Raw genomic sequence first — 18,733 nt, 5'->3', positions numbered from 1 at the left:
GAGAGGGGTTGGGGTGAGGGTACGGGCGGAGCGCAAGAGTGATGTGCACCGCTCCGCCCGCACCCTCATCCGGCTGCCGCCACCTTCTCCCGGAGGGAGAAGGGTTCCAATTTGGAACGATGAGGTGATCCCCTCTCCCTCCGGGAGAGGGGTGGGGGTGAGGGTACGGACGGAGCGCAAGGGTGATATGCACGGCTCCACCCGTACCCTCATCCGGCTGCCGCCACCTTCCTCGCTCCTCAGAGCCGCGCACATCCATGTGCGCTCCCCGCGTGCTCTCCCACGGGGACTACCTTCGGCTCGCCGGAGGGAGAAGGGGTTCCTCGTAAAGGCTGAAGCTATGACGCAACACTTACTCAGCGCCTCACCGCTAACACCCCATCCAACGCCAACTCCGCCTTGAAACCAGCCTTCTCCAACCGCCGCGCCACTTCCCGCGGCACATCGCGATCGCTGGTCAGCTTGTTGGGGCTGCCGGTGTAATGAAACATGCGTCCACCGCGGCGAATCACCCGCGCCAACTGGTCGTAGAACACCTGCGAATACAGCTCACCGGCAATACCGAAGCGCGGCGGATCGTGCAGCACCGCATCCACGGAAGCATCGGCCACCTCGACGATGAGCTGCGAGACATCGCCATGCCGAAGCTGCAGCCGCCCACCCGCCGCAGCCGACTCCGGATCCGGCGACCACGGATTGAGCGTGCGCAACCACAACACGTCGGGGTTCTTCTCGAACGATTGGATCCGCCCCGCGCCGGCTTCCAGGCAGCACGCGGCGAAGTAACCCAGCCCACCGCAGGTATCCAGCACCATCTTCCCCCGCGGCTCGACCAGCGCCACCTTGCGGCGCGCATCGTCCACCGGCGATTCCTTCGACGTAGGCAGCATCTTGATGCCGTCGATCTCGAAGGTAGGCGCACCCCACTCGGTCGGCACCAGCTTGATCAGCGAGCCGGAGAAGCGCGAGACCGGCGAGAACTCGTCGCCATCCCAGTAATAGATGGTGCGGTCCTTGATCTTGCCGGGATAGGGATAACGCACACCCTTCCAGCTCCAATCGTCAGCGCCCAGGGAGGCCACATCGTTCGAGCGACCCAGATCCAACGAACCGCTCCACGCCTCCGCACCGGCCTTGCGTGTGGCCTGGATAGCATCGGCCGTCGGTTGCGTGAGCAAGGGACCTGAATAATGCGGCACGACGTTTTTCTCCTGGGCGAGGCCAGGAAGAATATCCGACTTGCCGGCGCAGCCGCGGACTCAGCCCGCCGGCCGACCCGGCACCCCGGGAGCGGTGCCGAACACCTCGCGATAGGCATCCGGCGTCGCCGCCAGCAACTGCCTCGCCCGTTCTTCGGAAATACTCCGCCAGAGCCAGCGGATCTCGACTTTCGGGCGGGAAAAACTGGCGTTGAGATAGTCGCCTTCGCCTACCGCGATCGCCACTACATATAAGCCGGCATCCGTACGGCACAACCAGTTGGCATCGATTTCCATGACGCCCCCCGGGTTGCCACGCACCACGTGCGAACGCCACCGATGCACCACGTGCAGCTTCGACGCAGGCATTTCCTTGCCGTGGACGACGGGGCGTTGCGCCGCGAACGACGTCTCAAGCAGGTCATCAGTATCGTTCAGAGCCGCCGAGCGCTGGACTGCGAAGACAGCCAGGGCGACGGCGATGAAAACGAGCGCTGGCCACATATCCGCAACATTCCAACGATAGAAGGCGGCGCCACTATCGCACCAAAGCAACCCCGCCCCCTATCGCGCGTGCATCAATGCACGCCGAACCGCCACTCCAACGTCGCCGACGCCACATACGGGCTGTTGGTCCCGGTAATGAAACGCTTGGCCTTCGCCTGGTAGCGGTCGATGTTCAGGCCCATGCTGAAGGTCGGGCTGAAGTCGTAGCTGACGCCGCCGCCGACGTAGACATTGGTGTCGTTGTCCGACGCCTCGCCCTCATAGGCGCCGCTGGCGGTCACCTTGGACTTGGAGAAGAACACGCCCAGCCGCGCAGTGGCATGCCAGTTGTCGCTCAGGCGCCAGCGGCCGTTGCCGCCCAGGGTGAAGCCGGAGACGTGCAGCTTGAAGGCGTACGGATAGCCGGCGTAGTAGCCATTGGCTTCCGGCTTGCCCAGGTCGACGTAGCCCGCTTCCACGCCCCAGGTGTCCTGCCAGCGGTAGCCGAAGTTGAGGCCGTAGCCCCAGCTGTTCTTGTCGGTCAGGCCGTCGAGGTTGGAATGCGAGATGCCGGCGCCGGCATTGATGAAATAGCTGTCGGGGTCCGCATTGCCGGCACGGGCGGCGAACGAGGAGGCGGCCAGGGCGACGCCCAGCGACGCGGTCAGAAGCAAGTGACGCATGATTACCTGTCCCTAGTGAGTTGGATTGCGCCCGGTCGGCGCCCATACCGGTGCCGCCGGCGGTTGCGGCGGGAACGGAAACGCATGAGCCCCTGTGGCCGATCGATCTGATCGGGCAAGCCTTCCTGCTGGCCAGAACCGCGTCCCTGCTCCCCCGGGCGCGCCTGGCGGCCCTGGTTCGGCCGCAGACATTAGCAGCAGGCACGGGACGGCGCGAGTGAGCGGAGGCCTGGCCGGCCCCGCCAGGGGTCCGTGGCGAGCGCTAGATCGCAGTCCTGGACCGCAGGGGCACCGGCGCCGGCCGCGTATCCGACACCACCTGGCCCAGGTCCAGCGCGATCACCCGGTCCGCCAGGTGGAAGTAGCGGTCGTCATGGCTGATCGCGATCACCGTCTTGCCGGCAGCCTTCAGCGCGGGCAGCAGGCTGCGATAGAAGTAGTCGCGGAAATGCACGTCCTGGTCCGCGGCCCACTCGTCGAAGAAGAAGATGTCGCGGTCCTCCGCATAGCATTGCAGCAGGGCTACCCGCTTGCGCTGGCCGGTGGACAGGGCCAGCCGGGACAACTCGCCGTCGTGCGTCTGCACCTGCTCGCCCAGGTCGAGCACGTCGAGCAGTTGCTCGATGCGCGCATCCGACAGCGGCCGGCCGGCCGCATCCAGCACGTGTGGGAACAGGAAGAAATCGCCGAACACGCCGGTGAAGCGATCGCGATAGGCACGCAGATCGCTATTTACCGCCATGCCATCGATGCTGACGCAGCCCTGCTCGGGCGTTAACAGCGAGCTGAGCAGGAGCAGCAGGGTCGACTTGCCGCTGCCGTTGCCGCCGACGATGAACACCATCTCGCCGCGTTCGAACGCCAGGTCGATGGGACCGACCGTCGGCCGCGCCGCCGTACTGCCGGGATAGCGGTAGCACACGCCTTCCAGGCGGATCTCGCGCCAATCGTCCAGCGCACGGGAACCATGCGCAGGCGATGGCGCGTCATCCACGGCGCCGCCAGGATCCAAGCCCACCCGCTCCAGATGCCGCAGGCTCGCCGCACCCACCGCCACCTGCCGCCCCGCGCTGACCAGGAAGCCCACCGGTCCACCGAGGAACACCGCGCCGATGACGAAGCGGATGATGGTGTCCTGGGTCAGTCCCAGCGCCGCATAACCGAGGTAGACGATCAGGAAGATCGAGCCGTACAGCACAGTCATCGACCACGCCTCGTTGAGCCCCAACCCTGCGTGCGCGCGCACCATCAGGCTGCGCGCGCGCTGGATCGCCGGATTCATCAGTGCGTGGGTGAAATGCGTGGCGCGCGCCTCATTCAGCGTCATCTCCTTCTTGCCGTCGCTGATGAAGCGGAAGTACTCGAACACTTTTTCGTTGGCGCGGCGCAGTTCGTCGAGCTTGCCGCGCATCACCCGCGCCAGCAGCAGCGAGGCGGCGAGGCTTGCGGCCAGGAACCCGCCGAGCATGCCCAGCAGCATCGGCGACACCGTGGCGAGGTAGCCGGCATAGAGCACCGCCAACAGCAGGTTGTAGGCCAGCAGCGGCGCCACCAGGGCCAGCGGGGCGATGTTGGCGACATCGTCGATCAGCGAACCGAACACGGTGTGCTTCTGGTCGGCCAGCTTCTCGTATTCCAGGTCGATGAAGCGGCGCGACAACTCGGTGCGCAACTGCGCCACCAGGCCGCCACCCAATTGCGCCAGCAACACCTGCGACAAGGCATTGGTCATCAACAGCGCCAACAGCCAGCCGATGCCCGCGAGCAGCGGATGCGCAATGCCGCCATGCAGGCCTTGCGATGCCAACCGGTTGATATGCGATAGCAAGGCCACCGTGCAGCCGGCGCTGGCACAGGACAGCAGCGCCGCGCCGGCGAGCGGGCGATAGTGCTGGCGGAGGAAGCGCTGCAGGATCATGGCCGGTGCCACCCCGCTCAGGCACTCAGCAGTTCGCGTTCGAACGCCGGGTTGCGCACATATTCGCCCAGGCGGCATTCCAGCAGCAGCGGCGAGGGGATATCGCATTGCGGATGCATGCGCAGCAGCTGGTGGATCGAGCCGGAAATGCCGCTCATCAGCCCGGGCGTGAACGCATCCCGGGCCAGGCCGCCGACGATGCCATGCTCCTCGATGCTGGACAGGATCACCGCGCTGCCCGGCATCGCCTCCGGCGGCAACAGTTCCGGCACCAGCTTGCTCGCACGCAGCAGCAGCTCCCACATGCTCAGGTCGCCATGGCACAGCGTATGGCTGTAGCCCCAACCGCCACGCCGCGCTGCATGCACCGCGCGGCGCAGCGTATCCAGGTGGCGCTCGCCACCGGTGCGCGCATAGAGATCGCAGGCGGCCAGGCCGATGCCGACGCTGCCGTGGCACCAGGTGTTGGGAAACTCGCGGCTGTCCGGCTTGCGCACGTCCAGCCAGTTGCCGAACTCCGGCAGGTACAGCGATTCCTCGAAATCGAAGGCGCGCTCGGCCAGCGCCAGCCAGCGCCGGCGATCCTCGGCGCTGCCGGCCGCGCTCAGGCCCAGCCGGGTCAGCACCCAGCCGATGCCGCTGGAGCCGTGCGCGAAACCGCCCAGCGGCTCGTCGTATACCGCCGCGGGCCAGCGCGCGCCGCGTGCATCGACGATGGCGGCCTGTTCGAGGCGTTGCGCGGCCTGCGCCGCCAGCGCTAGCCAGCGCGCTTCGCCGGTGGCATCGGCAAGCTGCAACAGCGGCACGATCGCGCCGGCCACGCCTTCGAGGATGTCGAAGTTGCGCTCCTCGCCGAACCCGCGCTGCTCCATCGCCTCGGCGCGCTGCGCCGCCACGGCGAGGAAATCGGCCTGTGGCCGGAACGCATGCAGCGTGAGCCAGGAGAGAATCTGCGAACCCACGCCGATAAAGCCGCCGACGGCTTCGACCGGGCGCACCCGCTCCGTGCTGCGCAACACCTTGAGCACGCCGTCCAGCGCCTCCGCCACACCGGCCACTTCGTCGGCGCGACCCGCGCGCATCTCGCGCTGGTAGGCGGCCAGCGTGACGGCCACGCCGCTCAGCCCGACATAGAGATTCGGCTGCAGGCTGCGCATGGCCCAGCCGGCGCGGCCGAGGATCGGGCTGATCCAGGTGACCGTGCCGTCGTTGCCGCGCACCGACAATTCGAGCAGCTCCTGCACGGTCAACGCCGCCATGGCGCGCCGGCGGCGATCCAGGTCCTGCGCGCTGGGATCGCGCGGACGCAGGTCGTAGGGCACGCGCTTGTCGTCGTTGAGGCGCGTGTTCAGATGCGCCGTCACCAGCGCGCCGCGGATGGTCAGCTCTTCCAGGTCCAGCCGCATCGCCTGCCAGGCCTGGAAGATTTCGTCGAGCTGCACCCGATCCAGTTCGTTGGCGAACACCGGCACGTCGCCGTAGCGCATGTCGTCGATCTCGGCGGCGATCGCTGCGGCTTCCTTCGGCGCGACCAGGGAGGCGGCCGAGTTCTTTTCCAGCAGGTCGCGTGCACGTTCGATCGCGGCGGGCTCGTCGTGCAGCGAGGCCGGATGCCACAGCATGCGCATCACCTCGACGTAGATCTGCGTCGGCCGCAGGATCTGCCGGATACGGCAGCCCAGGAATACGGACAGCTTCGGTGCCAGCGCGCCGTCGCGATGCAGCGCGGCGAAACGGCCGGTGAGCTGCTGGAAGCCGGCGACGATGTCGGGCCAGTAGCGCGAGATGTCCGGGCTCTCGCACGGATGGTTCCTGGCCATGTCGAGGTCGATGCTGACCAGGCCGACGCGCGCCTCGCTGGTGCCGTGGTTGACGATCTCCGGCACGCGGATCTTCGGCTGCTGCCCGGGCAGCGCGCCGATCGCCGAGATGTCCACGCCGTCCATGCCCAGCGCCGGTGCGCGGAACGGCACCAGGCCCGTGCGCAACACGGACGAGCGGATCATCGCGTCGGCCAGGTCTACCGCCTGCCCCAGCTCGGAGGCCTGCGGCGGCGGCTCGGGCACGAACAGGCTTTCCACGTCGACCACGCAGGGCACCGGGCCGCAGGCGATCAGGTTTTCGTGATGCACGTCGGTGCCGCCGAGCAGGCGCAGCACGGCGAGCCAGTGGCCGATGTTGCGGTAGAAGGTTTTCAGTTCGTCCTGGTTTTCGCAGTAGCGATGCTCGACGAAGGCGGTCCAGCCATAGGCGCCGCGGTCGAGCGCGGCGGGCACGCGGATGCGGTCAGCCGCTCCCTGAAAGAGATCATGCAGGAAACTTTCCAGCGCCTGGTCGACGCGCAGCGAACGCGGCTTGTACATCACCTTGCCGCCTTCGAATGTCAATTGCGCGACCGACTGGCCGCCATCGTGCACGTCGCCCCGGCCAAGGCTCGCGCCGCACAGGTCGCCGGCGGGACGGTTCAACAAGGCAGCGAGCGCATCGCGGTCGGCGACGATGCGCCGGGCCAGATCCACGATGGCCTTGCTCTGCTGGCCGAGCGCGCGTTGCAGCCGCGCCTCCAGCACCGGATAGCGGCGCCGCAGCGTGTCCTTGAACGCGTCCTGCGTGGCCAGCTGGAGAAACTGCGCGAACTTGCCGCTCTCGTCGGCTGCACTGAGCTGGCCGGACAGCTTGGCCGCGTGCAGCTCCAGCAGCAGGATGCGATTGAGCTTGCGCTCGGCGTTGTCGCGCAGCGCCTGTTGCGCTTCGCGCGCCAGGATCGCGCTTTCGCCGGCGCCGAGTCCCGGCAAGGTGCAGATGCTGTCGGCGAGCGACTGCCTGGCATCGGCGGTCAGGTAATCGATGATTCCCAGGAACGTATCGTTCGACGGCGCGTCGCCCATGCTCGACATCCGGCAAGAAAGATTGGAGAAGATCGTCCGCCGCCGCGGCGTGGCCACGGCGGCGGCGATTCACATCAACAGCAGTAGCCGGGGCGCGAAGCCGTGCAGCCGCTGCAGCGGGTATCCAGCGCGATTTCGGGGCTGGTCACGGCGGCGATGGTCGCCACCTGGCCTTCGGTGTACAGCGAGCCCGCCGGATTGGCGTAGCCGTCCACGTTGTCGGAGCCCTTCAGCCAGCCTTCCACGATGTGATCGATCTGCATGGGACGTACTCCTTGCGTTGAGTGTGCGCTCGAAATGACGCGTAGGCGTCCGCCGCAGTGAGCGCGGCTGCGGCGAAAACGAATGTCGATCAGCGGGACCGCGCACGAGCGGGACATGCATGCCGTGGCGAAGTGCAGCGTTGCAGCGAGGCGGATGCGGGTACTGCGTGGCGGGAGACGACGTCCATGGCGGCGTGCCTCCCCGTCCTTGCCTGTTCCATTACGCGATGCCCCCTGCATGCGTCCGTGGCCATCCGTCATGGCCGTGTCCTTGAAACGCCCCTCGTGGGGCGCGCCCTCATATCCGAAGGTTTATCAACCGCCCGGCCGCGTGAAGAGAACGTGATTCCGCATGGCATAAGGCCTGGCGAGGCGCGGCCGGTTTTTGTGGTCGTCGCATGAGATTGCGAAGCGCGAACGCCATCACATTCTGTCCGGCACTCATGACCTTCGACGGGTATGACGCCGCGTCGGCGCGAACGACGCTAAGCTGCATCGCTTACATCGCTCGCAAGGACAACGCATGAGCCGTCGTTCCGCTTCGCGCCGCCTGCCTGTTTCGCTTCGCTTCGCCGCCATCGCTTGCGCCGCCGCGCTGAGCACACCGGCCATCTTCGCCGCGCAGACCGACGGACCGCCGCCCGCGCGTCGCGTCGACGTGGTCGACCACGTCTTCGGCAACAGCCTGAGCGACCCGTATCGCTGGATGGAAGGCGAGAAGAATGCCGAGTTTCAGAAGTGGCTGGTGGCACAGGGCGATTACACGCGCGCCAAGCTCGATGCGCTGCCGACGCTGAAGGCCTGGCAGGAAACGCTGGGCAAGACCAGCGGCAACGAAGTGGTCTATCGCGCGCAGCGCTATGCCGGTGGCCGGCTGTTCTTCATCCGCCAGGAGGGCCAGGGCACCGGCACCCTGATGGTGCGCGAAGCCGACGGCAAGGAGCGCGTTCTGCTCGATCCGGCCACGCTGGCCGAAGGCGGCCACGCCTCGATCACGCTGTTCGCGCTCTCGCCCGATGGCAGCAAGGTGGCCGTCAATACGGATCGCGGCGGCGCCGAAGTTACGCGCCTGGAAGTGTTCGATGTGCAGACCGGCAAATCCACCGGCGATGCGGTCGAGCCGGTGTGGGGCGAATTCGGCGCCGACTGGCTGCCCGACAGCAGCGGCTTCGCGTATACACAGATGGCACCTGAAGACCAGCGCACGGATGGCGATCCGATCCAGGACATGCGCCTGCGCTTCCATCGGCTCGGCACGCCCGTGGCGCAGGATCCGACCCTGCTGCGCGCCGGCACCGGCGAAGGCGTCAATGCCTCGTTCGCGATTCCCTCCAATCGCTTCCCGCAAATCGACTTCCCCGCCGGATCGCGCTGGGCCATCGCCGCGGCGACAGGCGCGCAGCCGGAAACGCGCTATTGCGTCGCGCCGCAGGCCGAGGCGATCAAGCCGGGCGTGAGCTGGCGTTGCATCGCCGAACTGGACGACAAGGTGGAAGAGGCGGCCATCCATGGCGACATGCTTTACCTCGTCTCCGCCCGCAAACATTCCAACGGCGAGGTGCTCGCCATCGATCTCTCGAAACCGGATGCGTCGCTGGCGCAGGCGCGCTCGATCCTGCCGCTGGAAGACGACGAGATCATCGTCGGCCTCAGCCTGTTCGATACGCAGAAAGTCGCCACCGCGCGCGATGCCCTGTACGTCAAGGTGACCCGGAACGGCATCGACAGCGTCCGCCGCATCGATTACCGCAGCGGCAAGATCGATAGCGTCTCGATGCCACTGACCGGCGCCGCCTCGCTGTTCCATGCCGACAACGACGAGGATGGCTTCCTGCTGGCCTTGCGCGGCTGGACCACGCCGGCCAAGGCCTGGCGCTACGACAGCAAGGACCGGTCCATGCACACGCTCGGCCAGGACCAGACCAGCCCGGCCGACTACAGCATGATCCAGATCAGCGAGACCGAAGTGACCAGCCAGGACGGCACGCGCGTGCCGCTGACCGTCCTGCACCGCAAGGACGCCGTGCTCGACGGCAACCATCGCGCCATCCTGTGGGGTTACGGCAGCTACGGCTTGTCGCAGGTGCCGGTGTTCAATCCGATCCGGCTCGAATGGGTCAAGCACGGCAACATCTTTGCCTATGCGCACGTGCGCGGCGGCGGCGAGAAGGGCGAGGCCTGGCACCAGGCCGGCAAGGGACCGAACAAGCACAAGGGCGTGGAGGATTTCATCGCCAGCGTGGAAGCGCTGAGCAAGCTCGGCTACAGCCGCCCCGAACGCACCGGCCTCATTTCCGGCAGCGCTGGCGGCTTGCTGATCGGCGGCGCGCTGGCCAACTACCCCAAGGCGTTCGGCGCGGCGATAGTCCGTGTCGCCATGCTCAACCCGGTGCGCCTGATGCAGGCGCCCAACGGCGCCAACCAGGTCGGCGAGATGGGCGATCCGCGCAAGGCCGCGGATTTCCCCTTTATCCTGGCCATGGATCCGTACCAGAACCTCAAGCCGAAGACCGCCTATCCATCGGTGATGCTGGACGTAGGCCTCAACGACAGCCGCGTCGCGCCTTGGGAGAGCGGCAAGTTCGCCGCGAAGCTGCGCGCTTCCAACACCAGCGGCAAGCCGGTCTGGATCCGCACCAATGCCAACGGGGGGCATGGCATCCAGGTGTCGCTCGGTGCGGAAGCGACCGAGTTCGCCGATATCTACGCGTTCCTCGACGCTCAGCTGCCTACGCGCTGAGCGTTTCCTGCGCCGGAGGTCTCGATCCGGGGCCTTCGGCGGTGACGCCCAGCTGCCGGCGTACTTCCTCGTAGATCGCGGCCGCCACGCGCGGATCGCTGCCCATGTTCGCCAGCTCTTCTTTCGACACCCAGTCGACCGAGGCGCGATAGGCATCCTTCTGCTGCTTCATCCGGCGGCGTTGCGCCTCCAGTTCTTCCGCGCTGCCCAGCATCCTGACGCGCAACTGCGGCTCGGCTTCCAGGCGGCTGCGCAGGCGCACCATGTGCCGGTCCATCACCACCTGCGTGAGCGTGCCGTACGGATGGAATTCGTTGTCGATGGTGGGCGGCGATCCGATCTTGCTTGCCGCTTGCGCATTGCTGGTGACGATGAAGTGCCCGTTGCCAAGCTCCGTGGTGTAGCCGACACAGTGCCTAGTCTTCAGCGTACGCAAGAAGAACCGCGGCGCGTCGATCCAGCGCCCGTTGCCCAGTCCGCGCAGCAGCATGCGCCACAGGCGATCCATGCGCGGCCTGACCTGGTAGTAGTCCGCCGCCACCGCGCCGTGCGCGGAGACCATGCTGCGGATATAGGTGCGCGCCAGTATCGTGGTGGGCGAATGGGAAACCTCGGCGATCTCGACATCGCACAGATGCCGGAATGCCTTCGCTTCGTGCCGTGCCTGGAATTCGCGATACGCACGCAGATCCAGATGCCGGAACTGCACTTCGTCGACGGGCAGGTAAGTGAACTCGCCGCCGTACATGGATTGCATGCTGGCGATGATGCGCTGCGCCGCCTGCCGGATCGATTCGTTCATGAGCCCCTCCCCTGACGAACGATGGGTGGATGCGATATCCACCGCGAAAGCAGCGCGAGGATATCGCATCGGGGACTGGCTATTTATCGCTGAAAAATAGCTTGCTTGAAGCTGTCGAACATCAACCCATCGACAGCAAGATCGCCACGCAGGCAACGGCATTGTTTGCCGCGTGCAGGGCGATCGACGCACCCAGGCCGCGCGTGCGGCGCACCAGCCATCCCGCCAGCAAGCCTATCGCCAGGTAGAACACGAAATGCTGCGCATCGAAATGCAGCACGGCGAACAGCAGCGCCTGCCACGCGTTGGCCCACCCGAAGCTGATGTGCCTGGCCAGCCCGCCGAGGATGAAGCCGCGAAACACCAGCTCCTCGTAGAGCGGCACCAGCACGGCAATCAGCGCGAGTGCCAGCGCAGGACCGCCGACATGATGGGCGGCGAGGATCAGCGTCGCGACCACGCGGTCGTGCGAGTTGACCTGCGCGGGCGCCGCGGTATGCGGCGCATGCGCCAGCGCCCATACCACCAGGATCTTCAGCACCGACCACACCAGCACCGTGACGACAGCGGCCTTCAGGCCCTGATCGCCGGCCCAGGCGCGCCACGGAAGGCGCCACGCCACGCAGGCCAGCAGCGCGGCGCCGGCCAGGACGGTCGCCAGGTACAGGGTGAATACCGTGGCCTGTTCGCCGGCGAGCATGGAGCGCGCGCCCTCCAGCGCCGGCAGGCTGTCCCCTGCCCACAGCATCGGCACCGCCGCGCTCGCCACCAGGAACGCGCCCAGGCCCCACCACATGTGGCGCAGGCCGATCGGCTCGAACAGCGACAGCGTCGGCTTGTTGAGCCTGGCCCGCACCGTGCCCCGATAGTGCGCGGGAAACGCGAGCAAGCCCGGCATGCAAGCCAGGAACAACAACGTGGCCAGGAGAGCCAGCGCCAGCGGCGCCAGCGAGATGGAGAACAGCTGGCGCGGATCGCCGGTCAGCCATTTGCCGTAGGCCACCAGCAGCGGCATGGTGATGCCGGTCTTGCCGAACCATTCGTGCAGCGCCGTTTCCGCTGCCTTGCCATCCTTGCGCGCCGCGGCGATCTCCATGCGCAGCTTGAACTGCTCCGGGTTCTGGTAGGCCGGCTGGACTTTGATATGGCTCAGTGCATCGGCAGCTTCCGCCGGCATGCCCGCCAGCAGATACACGCGCGCCTTCAGCCAGGCATCGATCGGCGCCTTGGCCTGTTCGGCGCGGCGCAGTTCGGTCAGTGCGGCCGCTGGACTGAGTTTGTCCGCGGCAAGGCGTACGCGCTGCGTTTCAAGCCAGGAACGCTCCGCCGGCGGCGGCGCGCTGGCGAGCATCGCTTCCGCATCGGCCTGGTGGCCGGTATCGCAGAGATAACGCAAGGCCGTCACCAGCTGGTCGCTGCCCGGATCCAGCCGCACCGCGGCGAGCGCTTCCTCGCCGGCAAGCTTGGTCTGCTTGGCCGCCGTATGGCCGCGGGCCAGCACGGCATGCAAGCGGGCGCGCTGCTTGGGAGTCCAGCGATCGCTCGCCGGCAGCAGACCGTTGGCGAATTCCAGGCTTTCCTTGCCGTAACGATGCTCGGCCACGTAGAGGTTGGCTTCGGCATCGCCCTGGAAACGGTCAGCCAATTGCTTCTGGCAAGCCTGGTAGTCGTTCTGGGCGTCCTCCGCCCAGGTGACTTCTTCGCTGTCGGCAAACATGGCGACGAAGTCGCAGCGAGCGATCACCAGCGCCACGTCAGCCGGGTGCGCGGTTTCCTCACGCGCATAGGCGCCAAGCAATTTCACATAGGCAAGCTGTTGCCGGTCCGACACCTGCTCGAATGCGCGCGATGGCGTGCGCAGCACCTCGGCCGCAATGGATACATCGTCATTCGCCGCGCAGGGCAAGGCGGCGGCCAGACAGGCCGCCGCCAGCCAGGCGCGCACACGGCGCGCCGCGATCATTCCGCCAGCCCGCCCCCCGCAGGAAGCGCATTCGCCTCCTCGGCCTTGAAGCGGTGATAGGCAAAGGTGCCGCGCACGCCGCTGATGAAACACAGCAGCAGGATCACCGCCAGGAAGATGCCGAAGCGCATGCTCTGCGGCTGGGTGATCACCTGGAACACCTTCTCGATCCCGAACAGCACCAGGCCCGCGATGGCGAAGCCCTTGGAACGCGCATGAATGCGCCATGCAATGATGGCGAACAGCACGGCGTCGACATACGCCGACGGGCGAATGCCCATCACGCCGGTCGAGGCAAAGACGCTGATGGTTGCCATGATGGCGGTGACGGCGGCGCAGAACACCGCCGCCCACATGCCCTGGTTCGATGCCTGCTCGGCATCGGCGATATTGCCGAACGTCGGCCAGTACCAACGTGCCGGCTCGCTACGCTTAGCCACGTATTTTCCCCTGTGATACGGCCCCCCTGGCCGCCGGCGCACGTTAGCACGGGGAATCGGCGTGCGCATGCCATCCGCGGCCATGCGGCCGCGGATGGCCCCGGGCAGGTCAACGGACGCGCGTGAAGTAGTGCGTACGCATGATCGGCACGCCGTGGTCGCCGAAGTACACGGCGGTTTCGACCAGGGATTTGCCATCCGGAGCGGCAGTGTAGATGCGCGTCGATCCGGGCACGCCACCCTTGCTGAGCGCCATGATCAGCACGTTGGCGCCCGGGCTCTGCAGCGCGACGGTATCGGCCTCCATGCCGCCCTTGATCGGCGCGGCCGAACCATCGAGGGCGGCCGTGGACACCGAGTGCATCTGCACACCGCCGGCATCGACGATGTCGACCTCGGTCTTCCACTTGCCCTCGCCCGCATCGGCGAAGGTGAAGGTGACACTCTTCGGACGTGCCGCCGGCGGCATGGTCAGGCGCGCGGTATCGACGGCCCAGGTGCCGAGCAAGGGGGACGCGCCAGATGGCGCCGCCATGGCGGGCGCACCCTGGATCAGGCCACAAAGCAACACAGCGGCGCAGAACGCTTTCATGGGGACACTCCGTGGGGTGGGTGCCGGCAGCGTACGGCAAAAACCCTCGCGCTGAAGGCTCAGTGGCTTGCCTCGCCGATGTCCTCTACATAGACCAGCTCGCACGCGCCGTTGCCGGTGTCGTCCCGCGACATCGAGGTATGCCATTGCCAACCATCCGGCCGGCTGGCATCGACCAGGAAGCCGCGCAGATGGATCACTTCCCCGGGCCGCACGCGATCCAGCGCGCGATGCACCGCGTCGTCCGCGGGAATCATGTGCATGTTGGCGCTGGAGGTTTCGATGTCGCGGCGAGGGATCGGGAAATCGTCGACGTGCCAGTAGTAGAAGCGATTGGCCTGGCTGATCGAGATCTTGTCCAGCACGGCGCTGTCGGACATCGGCCCCCAGCCCAGCGCGAGATCCACCGGGACGAGCGAGGCGCCGGCATCGAAGCGGTAGTCCTCGCGCGAGAGCACGCGCGCGGTCAGCTCGAAGCGGGCGCGGGTGACGAGGGTGACCTGGCCCAGTTGCAGGCGGGTGCCGCCGGCGATGTCTTCCTGCATGGGTGCGCCGGTGACCAGCACGCCGGCGGCGGGCGGGGGCGGGCGCTGCCGCCACTTGTGCAGGACGACCAGGCCGACCAGCACCGCTATCAGTATGAAAACCCACTTGCGCATGGATCGCCCCCCCAAAGGCGAAATTCTTCCTATACCGGCGTAGGTTGGGGTGAGCCATAGGCGAACCCCAACAGCAGCACCTTCATGCGCCCCGCATTGTTGGGGTTCGCCTATGGCTCACCCCAACCTACGAGTCGGTGCTTTATGACGCCCGCGGTAGCTTACCGCGCGCCATCTGCTCGATCATCCGCCCGAACTCGACCGCCGCCGGCGTCTTGCCCCCGGCGCTCCAGATCAGCGTGAAATCCACCTTGGACAGCGATGGCAGGCCGTACTGGCCGTCGACGATCTTCATGCCGGGCTCCACGTCGTCGCGCGCCAGCACGGTGATCGCCAGGCCCGCAAGTATGGCGGCGCGGATGCCCTGCTGGCTCTGCGAAGTGAACACCACGTGCCACGGCACGTCTTTTCCTTCCAGTGAACCAATACCGACCTGGCGGTTGATGCATGGCGAGGGGAAGAACGCGAACGGCAGCGATGCGTCCGCCGGCACATCGAAGGTTTCCGCGGCAACCCACACGAACTGCGTGCGACGCAGCGGCGTACCCTCCTTGTCAGCCGGCGCCGTCATCACCACGGCCAGGTCCAGTTCGCCGGCCTTGATCATCGGCATCAGGTCCAGGTTCATGCCGACGCTGACATCGAGCCGCACCGAGGGAAACGCGCGGCCGAACTGGCACAGCAAGGTGGGCAGGCGATCGCCGAGGAAATTCTCCAGCACGCCGAAGCGCACCACGCCGGAAATCGGCGACGGGCGGAAGCGCCGCGCCATGGTGTCCAGCGTGTCGAGGATCTTCTGCGCGTACTGCAGGAACTCCTCGCCGTCTTCCGTCAGCGTCAGCGCACGCGTGGTGCGATAGAGCAGCTGCCGACCCACCTGCTCTTCCAGGCGGCGGATCTGATGGCTGATCGCCGATTGCGTGAGGTTGAGGCGCTGCGCGGCACGGGTGAAACCGCCAGCGTCTTTGACGGCGACGAAGGCGCGCAGCAGGGCGGGGTCGAAGTCCATGGGATTAATGACGCCCTTTAATGGGGGCTACAAAAATAAATCATTTCCGTCATGGATGGCGTGTACCGAGAATAGAGACAGCAACCTTCGCGCGGCAGCCCGAACCGGCGCGCCCCGCCCTCTTTCCCTGCGATACATGCATCGCGCGGCGTCCGCGTGCGGCCAGCGTCTGCTCCGCCATGCCCTCGTCCATTCGACCCGGAGCTATCCCGTGCCTCTCTCCACCGCTCATCGAAATGGTGTCGCCGCGGTCGCGATCTGCCTCGCTGCGCTGATGTTCGGGCTGGAGATCTCCAGCGTCCCCGCCGCCCTGCCCACGCTGGAGCAACAGCTGCATGCCGGCTTCAGCGGCGCGCAGTGGATCATGAATGCCTACACCATCGCCTGCACCACCGTGCTGATGGCCTCCGGCACCCTGGCCGACCGCTACGGACGCAAGCGCATGCTGCTGCTCAGCGTGCTCGCGTTCGGCATCACCTCGCTGGCCTGCGGACTGGCGCGCGACGCATCGGCGCTGATCGCCGCGCGCTTCCTGCAGGGCATGAGCGGCGGCGCGATGGTGATCTGCCAGATTGCCGCCCTGTCGCACCAGTTCCAGCAAGGGCCGGCGCGCAGCCGCGCCTTTGCGGCCTGGGGCATCATCTTCGGTGTCGGCCTGGGTTTCGGGCCGATGATCGGCAGCGCCATCGCCGTGCTGCTCGATTGGACCTGGGTGTTCCTGATCCAGGTGCCGCTGGCGCTGGTCACGCTGGGCTTGATCGCGTGGAGCGTGGACGAGTCGCGCGATCCGCAAGCCAGGCAGCTGGATGTCGCGGGCATCGTATCGATGTCGCTGGCCGTATTCGGCTTGACGTTCTTCATCACGCAGGGGCCGTCGCTGGGGCTGCGCCATCCGCTGGCGCTCACTGCCCTGATGGGCTCGGCCGCCAGCTTCATTGCCTTCGTGTACGTGGAAAAGCACCGCGCGCATCCGATGTTCGACTTCTCGGTATTGCGCATCCGCCCGTTCTCCGGCGCGCTCTACGGCTCGATGGGCATGAACTTCAGCTTCTGGCCGTTCATGATCTACCTGCCGATCTATTTCCAGTCGGTGCTGGGTTATGGCGTCGTGGCCTCGGGCGGTGCGCTGCTCGCCTACACCTTGCCCACCCTGGTGATGCCTCCGCTGGCCGAACGACTGACCGTGCGTTATCAGCCGCGCGTGGTGATTCCAGCCGGGTTGTTCACCATCGGACTCGGTTTCTTCGTCATGCAACTGCACGGTGCGCTCGGCTTGCCGGCGCTGCTGGCGGGTTGCGCACTGGCAGGCATCGGCCTGGGCATGACCAACACGCCGGTGACGAATACGACGACCGCTTCGGTGCCAACGGCGCGCGCCGGCATGGCGTCGGGCATCGACATGAGTGCGCGGCTGATTACGCTGGCCATCAACATCGCCTTGATGGGGTTCCTGTTGATCGAAGGCATTCTTGCGCACCTGGAACATGCCGGCCCGGGTGCCGCGGATGCGGTGTCGTTGCGCAACCTCGCCAACCGGATCGCCGCCGGCAATCTTTCTTCCCACAACACGCTCGCGCACGATGCACTCGTGCACGGCTTTCATTGGGTGATGCTCTACGGCGGTATCGGCGCATGGCTACTGGCGGCAGCCAGCTTCGTCACTTTCGGTTCGAGTCGAAAGGAACTTGCCGCGCCGAAATACTGCGCGACGGATGCCGGCAGCGCCTGACGCTAAGGCGCCCCGCGCTTCGCACCGAAGATGCCAATGGCGGCGCCCAGGATGATGCCAAGCGCAATGCCCACCGCGAGATTGCCCAGGGCCACGCCCAGCGCCGTCCCGATGGCGACACCTACGGCAAGACCGATGCCGACCGTCTTGCGTTGTTTGCTATTGCTCTCATCTGACATGACGGTCTCCTCTGCGGATCACGCGTTTCCGATCAAACGAACAAGGCGCTGGAAGAACGCCTGGGCTCGCATCGGCCATGAAGACGCACCCACCTATCGAATCGCCGGCGTCAACGCCTTCGCCGCCTCGGCGGCGATCTCATCCTGCACCTTCAACTTGTCGCCTGCCGAGCGATCGTAAGTTGCCGACCACACCACGAAGCCATCGCCCGCGCGCACCAGCCGCGCTGCCACGCGCATGGTCTCGCCGGATTTGCGCACGCTGCCGTCGAGCACATAGGCCACGCCGAGCGACTTGGCAATCTCGGCTACCGGCACCTGCTTGTCCTTGTAATAGAACGAGGAGGTCGGCGCGGATACCTGCATGCCGGGGAACGTGCTCAGCTTGTCGATCAGTTCCTCGGTCATGCCGTCGGCAAACGGCTCCTCGCTCATCTTGTCGGTGAGGTCGAGGAAGGGCAGCACGGCGACGGTGCGGGCGGCAGGCGCAGCGGCCGGGTGGTCGCGCAGCAGCCAATAGGACGAGACCGCACCGCACAGCAGCAGCACGACGCCGAGCGCCAGCGCGGCGCCCAGCAAGGCGCCCCGGCCTTGCCTGGGAAGCTTGATCGGTTCCGGCTTTGCCGCCGCGGAGACGGGAGCCGGTGCGGCGGGCTTGGTCGAGGACGTCTGCACGGTCGCGATCAGGCGATACCCCCGCCGCGGCACCGTGGCGATATAGCTGGGCTGCTTCGGATCGTCCCCCAGCAAGCGGCGCAGCGAGGTCACCGCCTGGTAGACCGAATCGGGCGTGACGATGACGCCGGCCCACGCCTCATTGAGCAGTTCGTCGATGCTGACCACCTCGCCGGCACGATCGGCCAGGCACAGCAGCAGGCGCATGCTGCGGGCCTCCAGCCGCTGGGTGGCGCCGTCGCGGGAAATCTGGTCGGCGACCGGGTCGACCATCCAGTCGCCGATACGCAAGGTGCCCCGCGTCGGGCGCTCGGGGTCGGACGGCATGTAACTCACTGTTTATCGCCACCTGGGGAAAGCCGCCGGATAGTCGCACCAACGTTTGCGGGCCACAACCGAACGCGCCCAGGCCCAGCTTCAGAAGTCTTCAGGCCATTTCAGAAGCTTTTTCAGGACTTCCCCCGCGGCCGCCGGCGATGGTGCCGGGGCACGCCGCCGCCGATCCGCC

Annotated in this window: 16 protein-coding genes; 2 read left to right on the top strand and 14 right to left on the bottom strand. The window is 66.7% G+C overall.

The genetic code is table 11. The features are described 5' to 3' along the window. Positions 1–356: 356 nt before the first annotated feature. From BM172_RS18910 to BM172_RS18885, 6 genes are all read right to left on the bottom strand, one after another. Positions 357–1,199 carry a class I SAM-dependent methyltransferase gene (locus BM172_RS18910; protein ID WP_026635733.1) on the bottom strand — a complete coding sequence of 281 codons (843 nt, stop codon included), beginning with the start codon at positions 1,197–1,199 and terminating at the stop codon, positions 357–359. Between the two features lie 60 nt (positions 1,200–1,259). Continuing rightward, positions 1,260–1,703 (bottom strand): hypothetical protein, encoded by a 444-nt coding sequence (locus BM172_RS18905; RefSeq protein ID WP_026635732.1) that lies wholly within the window; start codon positions 1,701–1,703, stop codon positions 1,260–1,262. Between the two features lie 74 nt (positions 1,704–1,777). Continuing rightward, positions 1,778–2,368 carry a porin family protein gene (locus tag BM172_RS18900; protein ID WP_026635731.1) on the bottom strand — a complete coding sequence of 197 codons (591 nt, stop codon included), beginning with the start codon at positions 2,366–2,368 and terminating at the stop codon, positions 1,778–1,780. Positions 2,369–2,630: 262 nt separating this feature from the next. Beyond that, positions 2,631–4,286, bottom strand: coding sequence for an ATP-binding cassette domain-containing protein (locus BM172_RS18895; RefSeq protein WP_051548816.1), 1,656 nt, complete (start codon positions 4,284–4,286; stop codon positions 2,631–2,633). A 17-nt stretch (positions 4,287–4,303) separates the two neighbouring features. Continuing rightward, positions 4,304–7,174, bottom strand: a complete 2,871-nt coding sequence (locus tag BM172_RS18890) for a type 2 lanthipeptide synthetase LanM family protein (protein ID WP_051548814.1) — start codon at positions 7,172–7,174, stop codon at positions 4,304–4,306. A 74-nt stretch (positions 7,175–7,248) separates the two neighbouring features. Continuing rightward, positions 7,249–7,437, bottom strand: coding sequence for a DUF6229 family protein (locus BM172_RS18885; RefSeq protein ID WP_035323572.1), 189 nt, complete (start codon positions 7,435–7,437; stop codon positions 7,249–7,251). Positions 7,438–7,960: 523 nt separating this feature from the next. Here BM172_RS18885 and BM172_RS18880 point away from each other — a divergent pair. Next, positions 7,961–10,177, top strand: coding sequence for a prolyl oligopeptidase family serine peptidase (locus BM172_RS18880; RefSeq protein ID WP_026635730.1), 2,217 nt, complete (start codon positions 7,961–7,963; stop codon positions 10,175–10,177). Here the strand turns inward: BM172_RS18880 and BM172_RS18875 are convergent. The 6 genes from BM172_RS18875 to BM172_RS18850 form a co-directional block, all read right to left on the bottom strand. Then, the gene (locus BM172_RS18875) at positions 10,167–10,979 is read right to left on the bottom strand and encodes a hypothetical protein (protein ID WP_026635729.1); all 813 of its coding nucleotides are present in this window, start codon (positions 10,977–10,979) and stop codon (positions 10,167–10,169) included. The genes BM172_RS18880 and BM172_RS18875 overlap by 11 nt on opposite strands. A 121-nt stretch (positions 10,980–11,100) precedes the next feature. Next, positions 11,101–12,942 carry a CPBP family intramembrane glutamic endopeptidase gene (locus BM172_RS18870; RefSeq protein ID WP_051548812.1) on the bottom strand — a complete coding sequence of 614 codons (1,842 nt, stop codon included), beginning with the start codon at positions 12,940–12,942 and terminating at the stop codon, positions 11,101–11,103. Continuing rightward, positions 12,939–13,451: a hypothetical protein gene (locus BM172_RS22585; RefSeq protein ID WP_177218839.1), complete on the bottom strand. Its 513-nt coding sequence runs from the start codon at positions 13,449–13,451 to the stop codon at positions 12,939–12,941. The genes BM172_RS18870 and BM172_RS22585 overlap by 4 nt, the downstream gene beginning before the upstream one ends. 40 nt (positions 13,452–13,491) lie before the next feature. After that, positions 13,492–13,974: a hypothetical protein gene (locus BM172_RS18860; protein WP_026635727.1), complete on the bottom strand. Its 483-nt coding sequence runs from the start codon at positions 13,972–13,974 to the stop codon at positions 13,492–13,494. A gap of 59 nt (positions 13,975–14,033) precedes the next feature. Then, on the bottom strand, positions 14,034–14,633 hold the full coding sequence (locus BM172_RS18855; protein ID WP_026635726.1) for a hypothetical protein: 600 nt from the start codon (positions 14,631–14,633) through the stop codon (positions 14,034–14,036). A 142-nt stretch (positions 14,634–14,775) separates the two neighbouring features. Then, the gene (locus BM172_RS18850; protein ID WP_026635725.1) at positions 14,776–15,642 is read right to left on the bottom strand and encodes a LysR family transcriptional regulator; all 867 of its coding nucleotides are present in this window, start codon (positions 15,640–15,642) and stop codon (positions 14,776–14,778) included. Positions 15,643–15,853: 211 nt separating this feature from the next. Here BM172_RS18850 and BM172_RS18845 point away from each other — a divergent pair, with 211 nt between their 5' ends. Then, entirely contained in the window at positions 15,854–17,371 is a 1,518-nt protein-coding gene (locus tag BM172_RS18845) for an MFS transporter (RefSeq protein WP_026635724.1), read from the top strand. 2 nt (positions 17,372–17,373) lie between these two features. Here BM172_RS18845 and BM172_RS22580 read toward each other — a convergent pair whose 3' ends face one another. Beyond that, on the bottom strand, positions 17,374–17,550 hold the full coding sequence (locus BM172_RS22580) for a glycine zipper domain-containing protein (protein ID WP_177218838.1): 177 nt from the start codon (positions 17,548–17,550) through the stop codon (positions 17,374–17,376). A 93-nt stretch (positions 17,551–17,643) separates the two neighbouring features. Then, positions 17,644–18,552 (bottom strand): winged helix-turn-helix domain-containing protein, encoded by a 909-nt coding sequence (locus BM172_RS18840; RefSeq protein WP_051548808.1) that lies wholly within the window; start codon positions 18,550–18,552, stop codon positions 17,644–17,646. Between the last annotated feature and the right edge of the window lie 181 nt (positions 18,553–18,733).

It is taken from the genome of Dyella marensis (assembly GCF_900112865.1).
GTDB lineage: Bacteria > Pseudomonadota > Gammaproteobacteria > Xanthomonadales > Rhodanobacteraceae > Dyella_D > Dyella_D marensis_A.
Note: the sequence above shows the minus strand (reverse complement) of the source record. Positions and strands in the feature narration are given on the sequence as shown.